Source organism: Nitriliruptor alkaliphilus DSM 45188 (genome assembly GCF_000969705.1).
In the GTDB taxonomy this organism is placed as follows: domain Bacteria; phylum Actinomycetota; class Nitriliruptoria; order Nitriliruptorales; family Nitriliruptoraceae; genus Nitriliruptor; species Nitriliruptor alkaliphilus.
Genome location: NZ_KQ033901.1, coordinates 5,023,683 through 5,042,230, shown reverse-complemented (window position 1 = coordinate 5,042,230; position 18,548 = coordinate 5,023,683). Strand labels below are relative to the sequence as shown.

15 protein-coding genes are annotated in these 18,548 nt (G+C 70.8%); 7 read left to right on the top strand and 8 right to left on the bottom strand.

The window, feature by feature from the left end:
- Positions 1 to 170 precede the first annotated feature (170 nt).
- The 3 genes from NITAL_RS23440 to NITAL_RS23430 are packed head-to-tail and all read right to left on the bottom strand — an operon-like array spanning position 171 to position 2,375.
- On the bottom strand, positions 171 to 449 hold the full coding sequence (locus NITAL_RS23440; protein WP_052668696.1) for a hypothetical protein: 279 nt from the start codon (positions 447 to 449) through the stop codon (positions 171 to 173).
- A 43-nt stretch (positions 450 to 492) separates the two neighbouring features.
- The gene (locus NITAL_RS23435) at positions 493 to 1,038 is read right to left on the bottom strand and encodes an aromatic-ring-hydroxylating dioxygenase subunit beta (protein ID WP_083441941.1); all 546 of its coding nucleotides are present in this window, start codon (positions 1,036 to 1,038) and stop codon (positions 493 to 495) included.
- Complete coding sequence (locus tag NITAL_RS23430; RefSeq protein ID WP_211262636.1) at positions 1,035 to 2,375, bottom strand: aromatic ring-hydroxylating dioxygenase subunit alpha; 1,341 nt, start codon at positions 2,373 to 2,375, stop codon at positions 1,035 to 1,037. The genes NITAL_RS23435 and NITAL_RS23430 overlap by 4 nt, the downstream gene beginning before the upstream one ends.
- A gap of 187 nt (positions 2,376 to 2,562) precedes the next feature.
- On the opposite strand from NITAL_RS23430, the gene NITAL_RS23425 reads away from it, so the two are divergent.
- Positions 2,563 to 3,546, top strand: coding sequence for a Gfo/Idh/MocA family protein (locus tag NITAL_RS23425; protein ID WP_052668695.1), 984 nt, complete (start codon positions 2,563 to 2,565; stop codon positions 3,544 to 3,546).
- A gap of 3 nt (positions 3,547 to 3,549) precedes the next feature.
- On the opposite strand, the gene NITAL_RS23420 is transcribed toward NITAL_RS23425, so the two are convergent.
- From NITAL_RS23420 to NITAL_RS23410, 3 genes are all read right to left on the bottom strand, one after another.
- On the bottom strand, positions 3,550 to 4,344 hold the full coding sequence (locus NITAL_RS23420) for an ATP-binding cassette domain-containing protein (protein WP_052668694.1): 795 nt from the start codon (positions 4,342 to 4,344) through the stop codon (positions 3,550 to 3,552).
- A 5-nt stretch (positions 4,345 to 4,349) separates the two neighbouring features.
- On the bottom strand, positions 4,350 to 5,666 hold the full coding sequence (locus tag NITAL_RS23415) for a sugar ABC transporter permease (protein WP_052668693.1): 1,317 nt from the start codon (positions 5,664 to 5,666) through the stop codon (positions 4,350 to 4,352).
- A gap of 95 nt (positions 5,667 to 5,761) precedes the next feature.
- Positions 5,762 to 6,901 (bottom strand): D-xylose ABC transporter substrate-binding protein, encoded by a 1,140-nt coding sequence (locus NITAL_RS23410; protein WP_211262635.1) that lies wholly within the window; start codon positions 6,899 to 6,901, stop codon positions 5,762 to 5,764.
- Positions 6,902 to 7,368: 467 nt separating this feature from the next.
- Here NITAL_RS23410 and NITAL_RS23405 point away from each other — a divergent pair, with 467 nt between their 5' ends.
- The 4 genes from NITAL_RS23405 to NITAL_RS23390 all read left to right on the top strand — a co-directional run bounded on the left by NITAL_RS23405 (position 7,369) and on the right by NITAL_RS23390 (position 12,847).
- Positions 7,369 to 8,502 carry an ROK family protein gene (locus NITAL_RS23405; protein WP_052668692.1) on the top strand — a complete coding sequence of 378 codons (1,134 nt, stop codon included), beginning with the start codon at positions 7,369 to 7,371 and terminating at the stop codon, positions 8,500 to 8,502.
- Positions 8,502 to 10,400, top strand: a complete 1,899-nt coding sequence (locus tag NITAL_RS23400; RefSeq protein ID WP_169786940.1) for a DUF6851 domain-containing protein — start codon at positions 8,502 to 8,504, stop codon at positions 10,398 to 10,400. Before NITAL_RS23405 ends, NITAL_RS23400 begins: the two co-directional genes overlap by 1 nt.
- Positions 10,390 to 12,066: a CRTAC1 family protein gene (locus NITAL_RS23395; RefSeq protein WP_157042052.1), complete on the top strand. Its 1,677-nt coding sequence runs from the start codon at positions 10,390 to 10,392 to the stop codon at positions 12,064 to 12,066. The genes NITAL_RS23400 and NITAL_RS23395 overlap by 11 nt, the downstream gene beginning before the upstream one ends.
- A 64-nt stretch (positions 12,067 to 12,130) precedes the next feature.
- Entirely contained in the window at positions 12,131 to 12,847 is a 717-nt protein-coding gene (locus NITAL_RS23390; RefSeq protein ID WP_052668690.1) for an SDR family oxidoreductase, read from the top strand.
- 4 nt (positions 12,848 to 12,851) lie between these two features.
- Here NITAL_RS23390 and xylA read toward each other — a convergent pair whose 3' ends face one another.
- Positions 12,852 to 14,210: a xylose isomerase gene (gene xylA, locus NITAL_RS23385; RefSeq protein ID WP_052668689.1), complete on the bottom strand. Its 1,359-nt coding sequence runs from the start codon at positions 14,208 to 14,210 to the stop codon at positions 12,852 to 12,854.
- Positions 14,211 to 14,331: 121 nt separating this feature from the next.
- Positions 14,332 to 16,560, bottom strand: coding sequence for an ATP-binding response regulator (locus tag NITAL_RS23380; protein ID WP_052668688.1), 2,229 nt, complete (start codon positions 16,558 to 16,560; stop codon positions 14,332 to 14,334).
- Between the two features lie 226 nt (positions 16,561 to 16,786).
- Here NITAL_RS23380 and NITAL_RS23375 point away from each other — a divergent pair, with 226 nt between their 5' ends.
- Both NITAL_RS23375 and NITAL_RS23370 read left to right on the top strand, forming a co-directional pair.
- Positions 16,787 to 17,974, top strand: a complete 1,188-nt coding sequence (locus tag NITAL_RS23375) for an EAL domain-containing protein (protein ID WP_211262634.1) — start codon at positions 16,787 to 16,789, stop codon at positions 17,972 to 17,974.
- 79 nt (positions 17,975 to 18,053) lie between these two features.
- Entirely contained in the window at positions 18,054 to 18,491 is a 438-nt protein-coding gene (locus NITAL_RS23370; RefSeq protein ID WP_052668686.1) for a universal stress protein, read from the top strand.
- Positions 18,492 to 18,548 lie beyond the last annotated feature (57 nt).

The following is an 18,548-nucleotide window of genomic DNA, read 5'->3' as shown; positions in this document are numbered from 1 at the left end:
TCTCGTCGTGCTCGTGGTGCGGCCACGCCGCGCTTCCTCGAGCGGCCTCTCCCGGGCAAGCCCCATTGAATGCAATCCAACGTTCACGTGTCAAGTCTTTGTCATGCAAGTACCGCTCGGTGCGCGACCGTCACCCGCGACGCCAGGAGCGCACTGCTGGCGGCCCCGTGTCAGCGGTCGAGACGGCCGGCGTCGAGGACCATCAGCTCGGACAGCGGGCGGATGTCGTCGACGCCCTCCTCGGGCCCGTAGGGATGCTCGAGCAGCTCGGAGAAGGTCTCCGGCGGCTGCCAGGTCAGGCACTCGAGCTCGAGCGGGTCGAGGTGGGTCACGAACCCGAGCTTCGGCGAGCGGATCTCGAGCCGTTCGCCGTTGCGGGTGAACACCTTGCGGACCTGGATCGTCGTGAACTCGTTCGCGATCGTGAGCTGGTCGTCAGCGGCGTCCATCGGTCCCTCTCGGATCTCGGGTCCCTCTCGGATCTCGAACGACCTAGAAGAAGAAGGTCAGGTTGATCATCGGGATGGTGGTGCTGTCGAGGACCACCCACCGGTCAGCGAGCTTCCACCGACCCTCCTCGTGCCGGAACACGTCCTGGCGCTCGCAGCTCATCAGCTCGTGCTCGGGCCGGTCCCACCGACCGCGGTAGATCAGCACGTTGGAACGCACCCGGAGCTCGTCCTCGCGGTCCGCGACGGCGCGGACGCGGACGTTGGTGATGTGGTGCCGCAGGCGCGACGGCGGTTCCTCGGCCCACGCGAAGCCCGTCTCGACCCGGTCGACCCGCATCTGCAGCGAGGTGCGGTCCTCGTCGAGGTGGAACGCGTCGCGCTGCACGCCGGTCACCCGCGACCCGTCCGTGACCTCCTTGTGGATGCGGATGGGCACCCGGTACCGCACGTCGTCGGTGAGCAGCTCGAGCCACTCGGCCAACCGGCCGTCGTCGAGCAGCTCGGCCTCGTCGTGGAGCCACGCGGTGATCTCGGCCGTCAGGGTGGGGTCGACCCGATGGTCGACGGGACGCTCCGTGGCACTCACGACATCAGCTCCAGCCAGCGGCGGTAGAAGTTGCGCAGGTTGGCGTCGGTGAAGTTGGCCGGCTGCGCCACGCCCGGACCCGGCCAGTTCGGGTCGGTCTCGAGCTCCATGCCCATCTGGTAGTTCACGCGGTGGGTCCGCCCGCTGAACGTGCCGGCGTTGCGGGCGATGTGGGTCCAGATCTCGGCATCGTCCTGTTCGAACGTCCCCGAGATCCCGAACGAGCGCAGGTAGGACAAGCGGCTGAGGTTCTTCCACTCCTCGGGCATGTCTCGCTCGACGGCGAACCAGGAGAAGATCTCGATCCGGCCCGGCCCGATCGGGTTCCACACCCGCCAGGTCATCATCGGGATGCTGCCCTCGTAGCGGTGATCGGGGCGCCGGATCGGGTTGTGGATCGACAGGTTGGGGAACACCGTGGAGAGCATGATCCGGGTCTCGTGGGCGACGTCGAACTGCTCCTGCGACGGCATCGATCGCTTGGCGCGTTCGATCGCATCCTGCGGGTAGCCCCAGAACGGAGGCAGGTCCGTCCCGGGCGGGGCCCCGATGAGCATCGCGCCGTGACCGCGCTCGGGGATGTGGACCTGCTCGCCGTACATCGCGTACTTCGGATCCCGCGGCGCCTGGCCGAGCTCGACCATGGATCGGTGGGTCATCAGGGTGTGGTAGGAGTCACCGACGAAGTTCTCGCCTGCGATCTTCCAGTCGACGTCGACCACCCAGCGCTGCGGCGCACCGACGATCTCGAGACCCGCGGGACTGCGCATCGTGAGGATGTCGAGGTACCAGCGGACGTCTCCGAGCCACTCGTCGAGCGACACCTGGTCGGCGTCGAGGCACCCGAAGATCATCCCGTTGTAGGTGTCGAGCTGGGGGATCTGGACCAGCCCGAGCTGGCTCTTGTCGAGGGTGGAACCGTAGGCCTGCTTCTCCACGGGCACACCGGTGAGCCTGCCGTTGTTGCGGTAGGTCCAGCCGTGGTACGGGCACCGGAAGTTCGAGGCGTTGCCAGCCTCGGAGCGGCACACCTGCATACCCCGGTGTCGGCACTGGTTGTGCAGCGCGCGCAGCTGCCCATCCTCGCCGCGCACGATGATGAACGGATCGTCGACGATGTAGCGCAGCACGTAGTCCCCGGGGTCGGGTACCTCGCTCTCGTGGGCGAGGTACACCCACGCCTTGCTGAAGATCCGCTCCCGCTCCAGCTCGAAGATGCCGCGGTCGTTGAAGATCGCTGCCGGCAGTTCCCCGCCAGGCAGCAGGCGCGCCGCCTCGTCGAGGATCGCGCCCGTGCTCTGCCCGAGCTCCAGGGAACGTTCGTCGCGTTGCGTCACATCGCCTCCCGCGGCCACCGGTTCCCCGGCACTCCCATCGCGATGCAAAAACACTACCTTACGTGCACGACTTTGTCATCCTTTTCGCCGGGGAACGCCCGCCCCACGTGCGCCGTGACACGTAGGGTGGCTGCCGCCGCACGATCCGGCGCGCGAACTCCGGAGCCGCGCGGGAGGAGACCACGAGATGGACCACGTCCGCTGGGGGATCCTGAGCACGGCCGACATCGGCATCCGCAAGGTGATCCCGGCGATCCAGCGCGCCGACGCGTGCGAGGTCGTCGCGATCGCGTCGCGTGACGCCGATCGGGCCGCCGCCGCCGCGGCGCAGCTCGGGATCGCGACCTCGCACGGGTCCTACGAGGCGCTGCTCGCGGACGACGACGTCGACGCCATCTACCTGCCGCTGCCCAACGACCTCCACGCGACCTGGACGTCGCGGGCGCTGGCGGCCGGCAAGCACGTCCTCTGCGAGAAGCCGTTGGCGCTCAGCGCGGTACAGGCCGAGGCGATGGCGACCGCCGCCGCCGACGCCGGGCGCAAGCTCGGCGAGGCCTTCATGTACCGCCACCATCCCACCTGGGTCGAGGCCGTCCGGCTCGTTCGCGACGGCGAGATCGGCGACCTGCAGGCGGTGCAGAGCTGGTTCAGCTACTTCAACGACGATCCAGGGAACATCCGCAACCGCGCCGAGAACGGCGGTGGCGCGATGATGGACATCGGCTGTTACAACGTCCACCTCTCGCGCCTGCTGTTCGCCGCGGAGCCCACCGACATCCACGCCGTCGTCCGGCGTGACCCCGAGCTGGGGATCGACACGTTGAGCTCGGCGGCGCTCACGTTCCCGGGCGGTGGCCAGGCGAGCTTCACCTGTTCGACACGTGCCGAGCCCGACCAGCGGGTCCACATCGTCGGCACGCGGGGCCGCATCGACATCGAGATCCCGTTCAACATCCCCCCGGACCGCGAGACCCGCATCACGGTCACGGCAGGTGGCGATCCACCCGTCGCGCCCGACACCGAGGTGCACACCTTCGCGCCCGCGGATGCCTACGCGCTCCAGGCCACGGCCTTCGCCCGCGCGATCCTCGACGGCACGCCGACCCCGGCGCCGATCGAGGACGCGATCGCCAACATGCGCGTCATCGACACGATCCTCGGGGCCGCGTGAGCCTCAGTGCAGCTCGGCGATGTCCGAGTCGGTGACCTCGCCCGGCCGCTTGCCCATGATGATCATGGCCAGGACCTCGTCGACGGTGACGTCGGCCTTGTCGACCGTGCCGACGAGCCGACCCTGCAGCATGACGCTGATCCGGTCGGCCAGGTCGAACACGTCGTGGATGTCGTGGCTGATCAGGAAGATGCCGAGGCCCTCCTGCTGCAGCTGCCGGATCAGGCCGCGGACCTGGTCCGTCTCGGCCGGCCCGAGCGCTGCGGTCGGCTCGTCCATGATCAGGATGCGTGCGTTGAAGTGCACGGCCCTGGCGATCGCCACCGACTGCCGCTGCCCACCCGAGAGCGAGTTGACGGGACTCACGAAGTTCTGGAACTTCGGGTTGAGCCGCGCCATCAGCCGTCGGGTCGAGTCCTCCATGGCCGAGTTGTCGAGGTTCCCGAGCCGCGTGGTGACCTCACGGCCCAGGAACACGTTGCCGGGCGCGTCGATGTTGTCCGCCAGCGCCAGCGTCTGGTAGATCGTCTCCACGCCCAGCGCCTTGGCATCGCGCGGAGTCTCGATCGTCACGGGCTCGCCGTCGATGAGGATCTGCCCCGAGTCGGCCCGGTGGGCCCCCGACAGGGTCCGGATCAGGGTGGTCTTGCCCGCCCCGTTCCCTCCGACGAGCGCCACGACCTCCCCCGGGTGGAGGTCGACGGTCACACCCTCGACGGCGTGGACACCGCCGAACGCCACGCGGATGTTCCGCAGCTCGACCAGCGGGGTTGTCGACCTCGGCGTCTGCTCATCCATGATGGCTAGCTGGCCCTCCGGCGGTAGATCGAGTCGAGGGTGACGGCGATCACCAGCACGATCCCGACCACGATGTTCTGCAAGGGTGCATCGACGTTCATCAGCACCATGCCGGACTGGAGCGACTGCATCAGCAGTGCACCGAGGACCGCACCCGGGATCGTGCCGATGCCGCCGGCGAACGAGGTCCCACCGATCACCGCGGCGGCGATCACGTACAGCTCGGTGAGGGTGCCGAGGCCGCTGACCGCAGCGTTCAGGCGGGCGATCTGCACCGCGGCCGCCAGGCCGACGAGTGCGCCCATCAGGGCGAAGGTCTTCACGATCGTGCGGCGACTGTTGATCCCTCCCAGCTCGGCGGCTTCCGGGTTCCCGCCGATGGCGTAGACGTACCGGCCGAACCGCCGTCGCGTCGCGATGAAGGTCATGACGAGCGCGACGCCGAGCGCGATCAACACCGGGTAGGCGATCCCGGCCGAGATGTTGAGCCCCGCCTCGGGGTACTCGATGCCGCGCTCCTCGGCGTACACGCGCGCGAGGCCCTCGGGCAGGTAGTAGCGGTTGAGGACGAAGACGGCGGCGAGGACCGCTCCGCACGCCACCACGCCGAGCGTGATCTCGGCCCACATCGGTCGGAGCCGGAAGTCGTACTTCCTGCGCTGACGACGGCTGTCGGCGAGCAGCGCGACGATGCCGAAGCACGTGGCGATGCCGACGAACCAGCTCCACCCGCCGCCGATGGAGCCCCGGGATCCGCCACCGAGGAGCTGGAAGGTCGAGTCCATCGGCGCGACGGTGCGGCCGCTGGAGAGCGCCCAGGCGGTGCCCCGCCACACGAGCAGTCCGCCGAGCGTGACGATGAACGACGGGACACCGACGTAGGCGACGATCGCGCCCTGGAAGCCGCCGATGACCGCGCCCAGGGCGATACCGGCGACCAACGCGATGATCCACGTCAACGGGTGATCGAAGCCGAGGAACCCCGGCAGGATCTCGGCCTGGATCAGGGCCATCGACATGCCGAGCACGCCGACCAGCGATCCGACCGACAGGTCGATGTTGCGCGACACGATGACCAGCACCATGCCGGTCGCCATGATCGCGACCGATGCGGTCTGGACCGACAGGATCCACAGGTTCCGCGGGGTCAGGAACGTCCCACCGGACATGATGTGGAACGCCACCCAGATCAGGGCCAGTGCGACCAGCATCCCGACCAGCCGGGTGTCGATCTCCGCCGCCCGCAGGGCCCCGCCGATGCCGCGGGCCGGCCGGTCCTGCTGGTCACCGGTCGCGGTCACTGGTGTCCGTGTGTCGGTCATGGCCTCCCACCTCGCACCGGGTGAAGGCGCCGGCCCCGTCCGCGGCCGAACCGCGGACGGGGCGCGCCGTCGATCACCTCACGCTACTCCCAGCCTCATCCGCAGACCGAGACCCGGCCCGCCGTCACACCCTGGCAGACCTCCTCCTGGGTGATCCAGCCGGCGTCGACCACGACATCGAGGTTGTCCTCCGTGATCGGCAGCGGCGCGAGCAGGATCGAGACCAGCTGGTTGCCACCGGGCGAGTCGAACACCACCGTGTCCGGGATGTCCTCCAGCGCGCTGCCCTGAGCCAGCAGCACCGCGGCCTCGCCGGCGGCCCGGCCGAGCTCGCGGGCGTCCTTCCACACCGACACGGCCTGGGTGCCGAGCGCGACCCGGTTGAGGGCGGCAGCGTCGCCGTCCTGGCCGGAGACCGGCACCTCGCCCGCGAGCCCCTGGGCCTCGAGCGCCGCGACGACCCCGCCGGCGGTCCCGTCGTTGGATGCCACGACGGCGTCGACGTCGTTGTCGTTCTGGGTCAGGATCTGCTCCATGTTGCGCTGAGCGATGGCCGGGTCCCAGTTGTCGGTGTAGGACTCGCCGACGTTGACGATGTCACCTGCCGCGAGCGCCTCGGCGAGCACCTCCTCCTGGCCGCCGCGGAGGAAGTCGGCGTTGGCGTCCGCCTGGTTGCCCTTGATGAACACGTAGTTGCCCTCGGGCACGAGGTCGTAGATCACCTCGGCCTGCATCCGGCCCACCTCGACGTTGTCGAAGGTGATGTACAACGCGCCCGCGTCCTCGATGAGACGGTCGTAGGCGATCACGGGCACGCCCTGCTCGACGGCGCTCTGCACCGCAGGGAGGATCGCGGTCCCGTCCTGGGCGAGGATGATGATCGCGTCCGCGCCCTGGGAGATCAGGTTCTCGACGTCCGCGAGCTGCTGCTCCGCAGAGGAACCTGCATCGGTCGAGATGTAGGAGGCTCCGGCTTCGTCGAGCACGGCCTGGATCGCCGGTTCGTCCGACTTCGCCCAACGTTCCTCGTTGTAGTTGTTCCACGAGACGCCGATGGTCAGGCCCTCGCCGCTGGCGGCACCGTCGGTACCGTCGTCGCCGTCGTCGCCCGCGTCGTCGGTCGTGTCGGTGCCATCGTTGCCGGCGGCCGGATCCTCCGTCCCGCCGTCCCCGCCGCACCCGGCGAGGGTCAGCCCCAGCAGGGCGAACATGGCTACGTAGCGACGTCTGCGCATGACTCTCTCCTTCGGCGGTCGGGCCCGAGGCACCGCCGCGCGTGACCGCCAGGGCGAACGACCCACCGCTGCGCGCGAACACCTCGCGCGTCGCGGCGTCTCCCGTCGCCACGTTCCCATGGGTGGGAACATCCCAGGCGCCACCAGCATCCCACGATATGTGGGAGCTGGCAATAAATCCGGCTGACCATCCTCCTACCGTCATAGGAGGCAGCCCATCACCGGTCCGAACGGACCACCCCTCGGTCGCCGTCTGGTCCCCGTTCATGGCGAAACGCACATCACCACCCCTCTTGGCGCACTGGTGCGCACAACACTGCTCACCGCTCACCCCGACCAGGTATATGGTGAAGCAGGCAACATTTCACCTCCCAGTGGACGGTCCGACCATCGCTGTCAGCGAGGCGAGCAGACCAACACGGCGGGCAGGGACGGCCGGTGAGCTCCGACGACGTAACCTCGGCACGGTGCTCGAGAAGCTTCACCTGTCCGGTTCGGCGTCGCGCTCCGAACTCACGACCACGACCGGGCTGAACCGGTCGACGATCGCGGCGCTCGTTGGTGAGCTCGGTGAGCTCGGCCTCGTCGAGGAGCGGGGGACGACGCCGGCCGCGGGCCCCGGTCGACCGTCGCCGATGGTCCACACCCGCCCCCAGGGCGCGGTCGCGCTCGCGATCGAGTTCATCGTCGACTCGCTCGGCGTCGCGACCGTGGGGCTCGGGGGCCACGTCTACAACCTCGTACGCATCGCGCGCCCGACGGACCGCTTCTCGCCTGCGGAGACCGCCCAGGACGTCGTCAAGCTGGCCGGGCCGCTGCTCGACGCCCTGCCTCCCGACCACCGGCTCGTCGGGGTCGGTGCCGCCGTTGCGGGGACGACTCGCCGAGCGGACGGCGTCGTGACGTTCGCACCGAACCTCGGGTGGCGGGACGTGCCGCTCGCGGCCCTCCTCGAGGAGGAGCTCTGTCTCCCCGTGCCCGTGTCCGTGGCGAACGAGGCCGACCTCGGCGCGCTCGCCGAGCACCGCCGGGCGCGTCCGGGGACCGACCACCTGCTGTACATCTCCGGTGAGGTCGGGATCGGGTGCGGCGCGATCATCGACGGTCGGCCGCTGCTGGGTGCCGCGGGCTACGCCGGCGAGGCGGGCCACACGCTGATCAAGCCAGACGGGCGGCCGTGCCGCTGCGGGGCACGGGGCTGCTGGGAGACCGAGGCGGGCGAGGCGGCGCTGCTGCGGCTGGCGGGTGTCCCGTCCGGCGCTGGCGGCATCGAGACGGTCGCCGAACGTGCCGCGGCTGGCGACGAGCCGGCGCTGCGCGCACTCGACGAGGTCGGTCGGTGGCTCGGCCTCGGCATCGGCAACCTCGTGAACCTGTTCAACCCCGACGTGGTCGTGCTCGGCGGGGTCTACGAGCGCCTGTTCGCGCGCCTCGAACCGTCGATGACCGAGGCGGTGCGGGCGCGTGCCCTCGCCTCCTCGGGGGAGATGGCGGCGATCGTGCGGAGCGGCCTCGGCTCCGACGCGGCACTGCTCGGCGCGGCGGAACTCGCGCTGTCGGAGGTCCTCGCCGATCCCGCGGCCGCGACCGGGGCACCGTGATGCGTGCCCGGGCGGCAGGCGCCGGGACCGACCGCACGTTCCGAGCGGCGGGTGTGGTCCTCGGCGTCGCGCTCGTCCTCGCCGGCCAGGCCATCCTCCGGCCGTCGACCGAGGGGGCGCCGTGCCGCCCAGAACCGCCCCCGGACGGTTGGAGCGCCGCCCGGCAGTGGAACGAGGCGACGCTCGCTGCGATCCGGCGCGACCTGCCCGCACCGACCGTTCACTCGCGCAACCTGTTCCACGTCTCGGTGGCCATGTGGGACGCGTGGGCAGCCTTCGATGACGCGGCGCGTGGCTACGTCGTGGACGAGACCCACCACGCCGCCGACGTGGCGGCGGCGCGCGACGAGGCGATCGACTACGCGGCGTACCGCGTGCTCGAGCACCGGTACCGCGCTTCGATCGGCGCCTCGGACTCGCTGCCCGAGTTCGCCGCGCTGATGGCGGCGCGGTGCCGGCCGACCACCTTCACCCGCACCGAAGGCGGGTCTCCCGCTGCGCTGGGCAACCGGATCGCCGCTGCCGTGCTCGCCGAGGCACGCGACGACGGCGCGAACGAGACCGGTGGGTACGCCTCGCCGGATGGCTACCGGTCCGTCAACCCACCGCTCGAGGTCGCGGCCTCGGACGTGACCGTGGTCGACCCGAACCGATGGCAGCCGCTGCAGCTCGCCACGATGATCTCCCAGAACGGGATCCCGGTCGAGGGCGGGGTGCAGTCGTTCGTGGGCCCGCACTGGGGCCACGTCGCCGGCTTCGCGCTGCCCGATGCAGGCAGCGATGGGCTGCCGATGGACCCGGGGCCACCCCCGCGCTTCGGCGATCCTGTCACCGACGAGGCCTACCGGGAAGCGGTCGTGGAGGTGATCCGTGCCAGCAGCCGGCTCGGCCCCGACGATGGCGACGTCATCGACATCTCCCCCGGAGCGTTCGGCAACAACCCGCTCGGTAGCAACGACGGTCGAGGGCACGAGCGCAACCCCGTGACGGGAGAGCCGTACGCCCCCAACCCGGTCGATGCAGCCGACTTCTACCGCGTCCTCGCCGAGTACTGGGCGGACGGGCCGCGCTCGGAGACGCCGCCTGGCCACTGGAACGCCCTCGCGAACACGGTGTCCGACGACCTCGACCCCGATCTCCACATCGGAGGCGGCGGACCAGCCGTCGACCGACTCGAGTGGGACGTCAAGCTCTACCTGACGCTCAACGCCGCCACGCACGACGCGGCCGTCGTGGCCTGGGGCGTGAAGGGCCACTACGACCACGTCCGCCCCATCACGATGATCCGTTACCTCGGGTCCCTCGGGCAGTCCAGCGACCCGAACGCCCCCGCCTACCACCCTGACGGCTTGCCGCTCGTGTCGGATCTCATCGAGGTCGTCACCGAGGACACGAGCCGTCCCGGAGCACGTCACGCTGCGCTCGCCGGACACGCGGGGCGGGTCGCTGTGCGGGCGTGGACGGGGTTGCCCGAGGACCCCGCGCACGAGGTGGGCGGGGTCGACTGGATCCTCGCCACCGACTGGATCCCCTACCAGCTGCCGACCTTCGTGACCCCGGCGTTCGCGGGCTACGTGTCCGGCCACAGCACGTTCAGCCACGCTTCCGCACGGGTCCTGACCGAGTTCACCGGTAGTCCGTTCTTCCCCGGCGGGATGGGGACGTGGACGGTCGAGGCGGGCGGGCTCGAGTTCGAGGCCGGCCCGAGCCGTGACGTCGTCCTGCAGTGGGCTACCTACGCGGACGCCGCCGATCAGGCCGGCATCTCGAGGATCTACGGCGGGATCCACGTCCCACCCGACGACGTCGGTGGCCGACGGCTCGGCGCCGCCTGCGGTCAAGCCGCGTGGGCGCTCGCCTCGGCGTACTTCACGGGAGCCGGCCCCGATGCGAGCTGACCCTGGACATCGCAGCGGGCCGAGGCGCGCCCTCCGGCTCGGCGAAGGGGTGCTGGTGGGTGCGGCCGCGACGGTGTTCGTGCTCGCGGCGATGGACGCGCGTGCGGGTTCGGCAGCGATCGAGGCGCTGCCCCCACCCGCGTACGCGGAGGAGACCGCCACCGCCGGCCTCGATCACGTCTACGGAGGTGAGCACTCGTTCGTCGGAGGTGGGGTGGCCGCCTTCGACTGCGACGGCGACGGCCGCCCGGAGCTGTACCTGGCCGGCGGTGCGGCGCCATCCGGGCTGTACCGCAACGACAGCGAGATCGGTGGGGCGCTGCGGTTCACCCACCTCCCGGACCCGGCGACCGACCTCACCGACGTCACCGGCGCCTACCCGCTCGACCTCGACGGGGACGGCCACACCGACCTGGCCGTGCTGCGCGTCGGCGAGAACGTCCTGCTCCGCGGGCTCGGTGACTGCCGGTTCGAACGCGCGAACGAGGCGCTCGGGTTCGACGGCGGGCAGGCCTGGACGACCGCGTTCAGTGCGACCTGGGAGGGCGACGCGCCGCTGCCGACGCTCGCCTTCGGCAACTACCTCGACCCGGACGACCACGAGCGGGCGACCTGCACCGACAACGTCCTGATCCGTCCCTCGGGCGAGGACGCCACCTACGCCGCTCCCGTCGCCCTGGCCCCCGGCTGGTGCTCGCTGTCGCTGTTGTTCAGCGACTGGGACCGCTCCGGCCGGCGGGACCTGCGCGTCTCCAACGACCGCCACTACCACCGCGACGGCCAGGAGCAGCTCTGGCGCGTCGACACACCCGGCAGCGACCCCGAGCCCTACACCCTCGACGACGGCTGGCAGCCGCTGCGGATCTGGGGCATGGGCATCGCCAGCCACGACCTGACAGGCGACGGCCGGCCCGAGGTGTTCCTCACCAGCCAGGGCGACAACAAGCTCCAGACGCTCGCCGACGGTGGCGCCACCCCGCACTTCCGGGACATCGCGATCGAGCGCGGTGTGACCTCCCACCGACCGCACATCGGGGACGACGTGCGCCCCTCGACGTCCTGGCACCCCGAGTTCCAGGACGTCAACAACGACGGGTTCGTCGACCTCTTCGTCACGAAGGGCAACGTGGACCAGATGCCCGACTTCGCCCACGAGGACCCGAGCAGCCTGCTGCTCGGCCAGGAGGACGGGACCTTCGTCGAGGTGGCGGATCCGGCCGGGATCCGCAGCTTCGGACGGGGACGCGGTGCCGCCGTCGTCGACCTGAACCTCGACGGGTGGCTCGACGTCGTCGAGGTCAACCGCGGCGAGGACGTGCGGATCTGGCGCAACGTGGGAACCGCAGGCGACGCGGACGCTGCGGCGATGGGGAACCACGCGAGCGTGCGTCTGCAACAGGACGGCCCCAACCGGGACGCGATCGGCGCCTGGCTCGAGGTCCGGACCGGCGATCGCACGACCTGGCGTGAGCTCACCGTCGGTGGCGGCCACGCCGGCGGGCAGCTCGGCTGGATCCACCTCGGGTTCGGCGCGGCCGACCGGGTGAACCTCCGGGTGCACTGGCCGGACGGCGAGGTCGGGCCGTCGCTCGACGTGCCGGCCGGCAGCCGTGGCACCGTGGAGCGTGGGGCGACAGCGCTGAGGCGGTGGGAGCTCGACCCCTGACGCGATGATGAGGCAAGCACGTACCTCGGGACGGGAACGTCCCCGAACGGACAGGAGGCTCGTCATGGAGGATCTAGAGGGCAAGGTCGTGGCGGTCACCGGCGCGAGCGCTGGGATCGGGGCGGCGACCGCGCGGGCGCTCACCGCCGAGGGCGCCTCGGTCGTGCTCGGTGCGCGCCGGCAGGAGCGGCTCACGGAGCTCGCGGACGAACTCGGCGACGTGGCCACCGTGGAGATGGACGTGCGCGACCCAGCGGCGTCCGCCGCACTGGTCGACACGTCGTTCGAGCGCTTCGGGCGGCTCGATGCGATCGTGGTCAACGCCGGCATCGGCAAGTACGGCGGGATCATGGACCTGGAGGACGACGACCTCCGGGACATGGTCGACACGAACGTGAACGGCACGATCTGGCCGATCCGGGCCGCCGTTCCCCGCTTCCTCGATGCGGGCGCCGGCGACATCGTGATCGTCTCGTCGGTCGCAGGGCTCCGCGGCGCCGGGAACGAGGCCGTCTACGCCGCCACCAAGTTCGCCCAGGTGGGTCTCGCCGGGGCGCTCGACCGTGAACTACGCGAGCACGACATCCGGGTGAGCACGATCTGTCCCGGAGGGACCGCGACCGAGTTCGCCATGGGGGCGGGGCGCACGCCCGACATGCCGGGGCTGGCCGACATGCTCCGCCCCGAGGACGTCGCCACCGCCATCGTGACGGTGCTGCGCCAGCCGAGGACGATGCGCACGCTCGTGTGGTCGATGCGCAGCATCCACGAGGCGGACTGAGCCTCTAGGCGGCCGGCGGCGGGTCCGGTGGTGCGGACACGGCCCGCCAGAGGGTGCGGTTGACCAGGTTCTCCAGCCGCTCCTGACCTCCGGAGACCGGCTGCGGGTCGAGCCCGCCGCTGGCCACCTGCTCCTCGAGATCGGCGAGCGAGTGCTTGCCGTCCAGGATCTGCGCGCCGAGACCCTCGCCCCACCCGGCGTAGCGGGCGTCACGGGCCGCCTCGAGCTCAGCGTCCTCCAGCAGGCTGGCGGCGACGAGCAACGACTGGGCCAGGGTGTCCATCGCGCCGACGTGCCCGTGGAAGAGGTCGGCGCGATCGAGCGACTGTCGGCGCAGCTTGGTGTCGAAGTTGAACCCCCCGGTGGTGAACCCGCCGCCCCGCAGGATCTCGTAGAGGGCGAGGCTCATCTCCTCCACCGAGTTCGGGAACTGATCGGTGTCCCAACCGTTCTGAGGATCGCCGCGGTTCGCATCGATGCTGCCGAAGATCCCGTGATCGACCGCGTAGGCCACCTCGTGGTGGAAGCTGTGCCCGGCCAGGGTGGCGTGGTTGACCTCGATGTTGACCAGCAGTTCGCCGACCAGGTCGTAGCGCTCGAGGAAGCCGTGGACCGTGGCGCAGTCGTAGTCGTACTGGTGCTTGGTCGGCTCCTGAGGCTTCGGTTCGATCAGCAGGGCCCCCTCGAAGCCGATGGCGTGCTTGTACTCGACGACCATCGTCAGGAACCGCGCGAGCTGGTCGGCTTCCTGCCGCATACGCGTGTTGAGCAGGGTCTCGTACCCCTCACGACCGCCCCACAGGACGTAGTTGGCACCGCCGAGGCGATGGGTCGCATCCATCGCGTTCTTGACCTGCGCGGCGGCGTAGGCGAACACCTCGGGATCGGGGTTGGTGGATGCGCCGGCGGCGAACCTGGGGTGGCTGAAGGCGTTGCTGGTCCCCCAGAGCAGCTGCACGCCGGTCCGTTCCATGTGCTGTCCGGCGAGGTCGACCAGCTCCTCGAGGTTGCGCTTCGACTCGGCGAACGTGTCCCCCGTCGGGGCGAGGTCCGCGTCGTGGAAGCAGAAGAACGTGACGCCGAGCTTGGTGAAGAACTCGAAGGCCGCGTCCATCTTCATCCGGGCGGCGTCCATCGGGTCCCGACCCGCCTCCAGCCACGGACGGTCGAAGGTGCCGCCACCGAAGACGTCGCTGCCCGGCCAGTGGAAGGAGTGCCAGTAGCAGACCGCCATCCGCAGATGGTCGGCCATCCGCTGGCCGAGCACCACCCGGTCGGGGTCGTAGACGCGGAACGCGAGGTCCGTGTCGGTGTCCGGACCCTCGAACCGGATCGGCGCCACGTCGGTGAAGAACTCGGCCATCACGCTCGCTCCTCGTGGTCCCCCGGCATCGTCCCACAGCGTAGGCCGGCAGGTGCACCGCGTCGCGCACGGCGGAAGCTGGCTCGACGGCCCGGACCCAGCGCCACGTGGCGTTCGGGGCCTACACCCGCGGACGGTCGACGACCAGCGCCTCGTCGATCAGCTCCAGGAACCGAGCGAGGTCCAGAGGCTTGGTGATGTAGGCGAACGCCCCCAGCTCGGTGAGCTCCCGGACGCGGCTGGGCGTGGCATCAGCGCTCGCCACGATCACCGGGATGTGCCGTGTCCGCGGGTCGGCCAGCAGCCGGTGGAGCACCTCCCGTCCCGTGAGGTCGGGCAGGTGCAGGTCGAGCACGATGACGTCGGGGCGGTGCTCCTGCGCGAGCTCGAGGGCCAGCCCGCCCTGCATCGCGGGGATGACCACCGTCCCTGGCCGTCGACGCAGCAGCCCTTCGACGACCCGGAGGCTGGCCAGGTTGTCCTCCACCAGCAGGAGCGTGCGATCGCCGACGGCTGCGTCCCGGGCGACCACGGGTGACGCGGCCTCGTGGTGCTCGGCGGGCGGACCGGTCAGCGGCAGGTCGACCCAGAACCGGGACCCGGCGCCGAGCGTGCTGTCGAGGTCGATACGACCGCCGAGCCGTTCGACGAGCTGCTTGGTGAGCGCGAGCCCGAGTCCGGTCCCCTCGACCGCGGAGCTCTCGGCCCCGAGCCGCTCGAACGGTTCGAACAGCTGCGGGAGCCGGGCGGGATCGATGCCCGGACCGCTGTCCTCGACCGAGATCCGCAGCACCCCTTCGTGGAGCTCGCAGACCACCTCGACCCACCCACCGTCGTGGTTGTACTTGACGGCGTTGGACAGCAGGTTCAACAACACCTGGCGACCGCGCTGCCGGTCGGTCATCACGAAGTCGTCGCAGTCGACGCCGTCGGCACGGACGTCGATCGCACGGCTGCGGGCCAGCGGCCGGATCAGGGCCAGCGAGTCCTCGATCAGCTCGGCGGCGTGCACCGGCTCGAGGGAGATGGCCATCATCCCGGCCTCGATCCGCGACAGGTCGAGCACGTCGTCGATCAACGCGAGCAGGTGTCGGCCGGCCTTCAGGATGTGCCCGACGCCCTCCTCGTCGTCGGCCGTCAGGGTGCTGGTCTCCAGCAGCTGCCCGAACCCGAGGATGGCGTTCAGGGGCGTACGCAGCTCGTGGCTCATGCGCGAGAGGAACTCGCTCTTGGCGGTGTTGGCCCGGTTCGCCTCCTCGCGCGCCCCTTCCGCCTCCTCCTGCGCCGCGCGGAGCGCCTCCAGCCGCGCGCGTTCCTCGGCGAGCAGATCGGCCCGCTCGAGCGCGAGCTCGGCCACGGCAGCCATGGAGCGGATCAGGTCGTCGTCCTCACGACCGAAGAACGGGCTGTAGGGGCCCGTCCACACCGCGACCCGCCCACGACCCGGCCCGAGCGGGACCGCGATCCATCGGTGCTCGACGTCACGGTCGGTCACGCGCAGGTGTGTGCCGACGGCCGGGGCATCACCGACCGACGCCACGACCTGCTCGTCCGCGTCGGTCAGGACCGCGCCACCACCGTTGACCATCCGGATCGTCGGCGGCAGCAGCTCCGCGGCGATCTCCTCGGTCGTCCGGGCCCGCAGGACGGCCACGGTGGCCGCCATCAGCTGTTCCTCCTCGTCCCGCCGCCAGGCACGCCGCACCATCCGCGGGGGGGCGAAGCCCAGGCCGAACGCGGCGGCGCTCGCCAGCGCGCACGCGTCGACCACGAGCGCGGCCAGCGGGGAGGTGTCGGCCAGCTGCCCCGCGAGCAGGAGGGCGACGGCCAGGACCGCCGCACCCATGCTCATCAGGCGCATGCTCCACCGGGCGACGGCCGGTTGGTCACGCCCCGCCGACCACAGGCGCACGACCGTGACCAGGGAGAGCACGACCCAGTAGCTCAGCACCGCGACGAGGTAGGTGCCGCCGACGGCCTGTTCACCCGACAGATCGGGACCGACCGCGACGGTGGCCGCCAGGACCCCGAACGTCACGAGGGCAGCAGCGCCCTCCAACCAGACCGGCAAGGCGACGAAGGAGGCCGTGAAACGCAGCAGCAGGTACGGGAAGGACAGCAGCAGGAGCACGGCAGCCAGCTCCACCCACCCCGGCAGCACGATCCCCGTCAGGTCCGGGAGCCAACTCGCGAGGAGGGCGACCGCGATCGTCGCGAAGGCCGCCGCAGCCCACCACCCCGAGCTCGCGGCCCGGCGTGCCCCGGACAGCACGACCGCGGCCAGGACCACGAAGCTCAGGACGAGCGCGACCCGCGCGACCGGCAACAGCAGTTCCGCGACCTGCTCCACGCTCGCCCTCGACGGCTCGGCCGCGCCCCTGGGGGTGGACGGGACGGCCGTACTGCCGGACCATGGCCGTCATGGCCGTCATGGCCGTCATGGCCGTCATGGCCGTCGTGGCCGACCGGCCCCGCCTGCGCGAGGAGCGCCTCGCGTACAGTAGCGGACCGTGCACGATCGGTGAGGGAGCAGGGACATCGTCGAGCTGTCGCGTTACACGGACGCCCAGGTCGTGGTGGTCGATGACCAAGTCGCGAACGTCATCCTCCTCGAGCGGGTGATGCGAGCTGCAGGGCTCCACGGCGTGCACGCGGTCAGCGACCCTCGACAGGCCGTGCGGCGGTGCCTCGAGGTCGATGCGGATCTGATCCTGCTCGACCTCCACATGCCGCACCTCGATGGGTACGCGGTCCTGGCTGCCCTGAAGGAGGCGCTCCCCCCGGACACCTTCCTGCCCGTCGTGGTGCTGACCGGGGACGTCAGCCGCGAGACCCGCGAACGGGCGTTGGCTGCGGGGGCCACCGATTTCCTGACCAAGCCCTTCGACCGCGCCGAGGTCCTGCTGCGGGTGCACAACCTGCTGCAGACCCGCAGCCTGTACACCGCGATGCGACGCCACACCGACGCGTTGCAGGCGGACCTCGACGCCCGGACGGAAGCGGAGCGTCGACGTGCCATGCAGCGGCAGGCGGTCGCCGACCGGATCCAGGGCATCCTGGCGAACGAGGGCGCGCTCGAGATGGTCTTCCAACCCATCGCGGACCTGCACACCGGGCGCATCCGCGGCGTCGAGGCGCTCGCGCGCTTCCACCAGGAGCCCCGTCGACCCCCGAACGTCTGGTTCGACGAGGCGGCGAGCGTCAGCCGGGGGAACCAGCTCGAGCTCGCCGCGGTCGGCGCGGCGGTCGGCGCCCTCGAGCACCTCCCCGAGGACGTCTTCCTCTCGGTCAACCTCTCCCCCGAAGCGGTCCTCGACCCTGGCCTCGATGACCTGCTCGACTCGTGTTCCGCCGATCGGTTGGTGATCGAGGTCACCGAGCACGCCCCCGTCCAGGACTACCCCGCGCTGCTGGCCAGGCTCGACAAGCTCCGGGGGGTGGGCGCCCGGGTGGCGGTCGACGACGCCGGCGCGGGTTTCGCCGGACTCCAACACGTGCTCCGGCTCCGTCCCGAGATCCTCAAGCTGGACATCGCCCTCACCGACGGCATCGACCACGACCCTGCCCGTCGAGCCCTCAGCACCGCGCTGGTCAGCTTCGCCGACGAGATCGGTGCGGTGATCGTCGCCGAGGGCATCGAGACCCGGGAGGAACTCGCGACGCTGCGCGCCCTCGGCGTCCCGTGGGGTCAGGGCTACCACCTCGGCCGACCGGGCGCCTTGGCCGATGCGACGTCGGGTTTCGGGGGAGCCGCAGCCTCGTAGGCCGGGCGACCTTCACGCTCTGGCCCGCCCGACGAGCCGGCGGCGGATAGCGTGCCCGCAACCAGCGAGGTGGAGACGCGTGGGACGCATCGTGGTCGGGATCGACGGCTCCGAAGGCTCACGCCGTGCCCTCCGCTGGGCCGTCGACGAGGCCGCGCGGCGCGGCGCGACGCTCGATGTGATCCACACCTACGAGCCGGTCACCAACGTCGAGAGCATCGGGACCGCCGCGCAGGCGGACAAGCTCTTCAACGCTGCGGGTGACGCCGCGCGCGACATCGTCGACAGCGCGGTGATCACCATCGAGGGCGTCGAGGCACGAGGTCGTGCGATCGAGAGCCTCGACCCGGCGGCGACGCTGGTGGAGGAGTCGCGGGACGCCGACCTGCTCGTGGTGTCCTCACGCGGCCGCGGCAGCTTCAAGAGCCTGCTGCTCGGTTCGGTCAGCCAGCAGTGCGCCCACCACGCCCGGTGTCCGGTCGTGATCGTGCCGGCGGGTGCCACCGACACCGACTGAGCCCGCGGTGGCGCCGGCCGCGGCAGCCGGCTACAACCGGCGGCGGGGCCGGGCGAC

Bases quoted from the DNA above. Each gene is read 5' to 3' on its own strand.
- NITAL_RS23440 (WP_052668696.1), bottom strand. From the start codon at position 449: ATGGACGCCGCTGACGACCAGCTCACGATCGCGAACGAGTTCACGACG.
- NITAL_RS23425 (WP_052668695.1), top strand. From the start codon at position 2,563: ATGGACCACGTCCGCTGGGGGATCCTGAGCACGGCCGACATCGGCATC.
- NITAL_RS23420 (WP_052668694.1), bottom strand. From the start codon at position 4,344: ATGGATGAGCAGACGCCGAGGTCGACAACCCCGCTGGTCGAGCTGCGG.
- NITAL_RS23415 (WP_052668693.1), bottom strand. From the start codon at position 5,666: ATGACCGACACACGGACACCAGTGACCGCGACCGGTGACCAGCAGGAC.
- NITAL_RS23410 (WP_211262635.1), bottom strand. From the start codon at position 6,901: ATGCGCAGACGTCGCTACGTAGCCATGTTCGCCCTGCTGGGGCTGACC.
- NITAL_RS23400 (WP_169786940.1), top strand. From the start codon at position 8,502: ATGCGTGCCCGGGCGGCAGGCGCCGGGACCGACCGCACGTTCCGAGCG.
- NITAL_RS23395 (WP_157042052.1), top strand. From the start codon at position 10,390: ATGCGAGCTGACCCTGGACATCGCAGCGGGCCGAGGCGCGCCCTCCGG.
- NITAL_RS23390 (WP_052668690.1), top strand. From the start codon at position 12,131: ATGGAGGATCTAGAGGGCAAGGTCGTGGCGGTCACCGGCGCGAGCGCT.
- xylA (WP_052668689.1), bottom strand. From the start codon at position 14,210: ATGGCCGAGTTCTTCACCGACGTGGCGCCGATCCGGTTCGAGGGTCCG.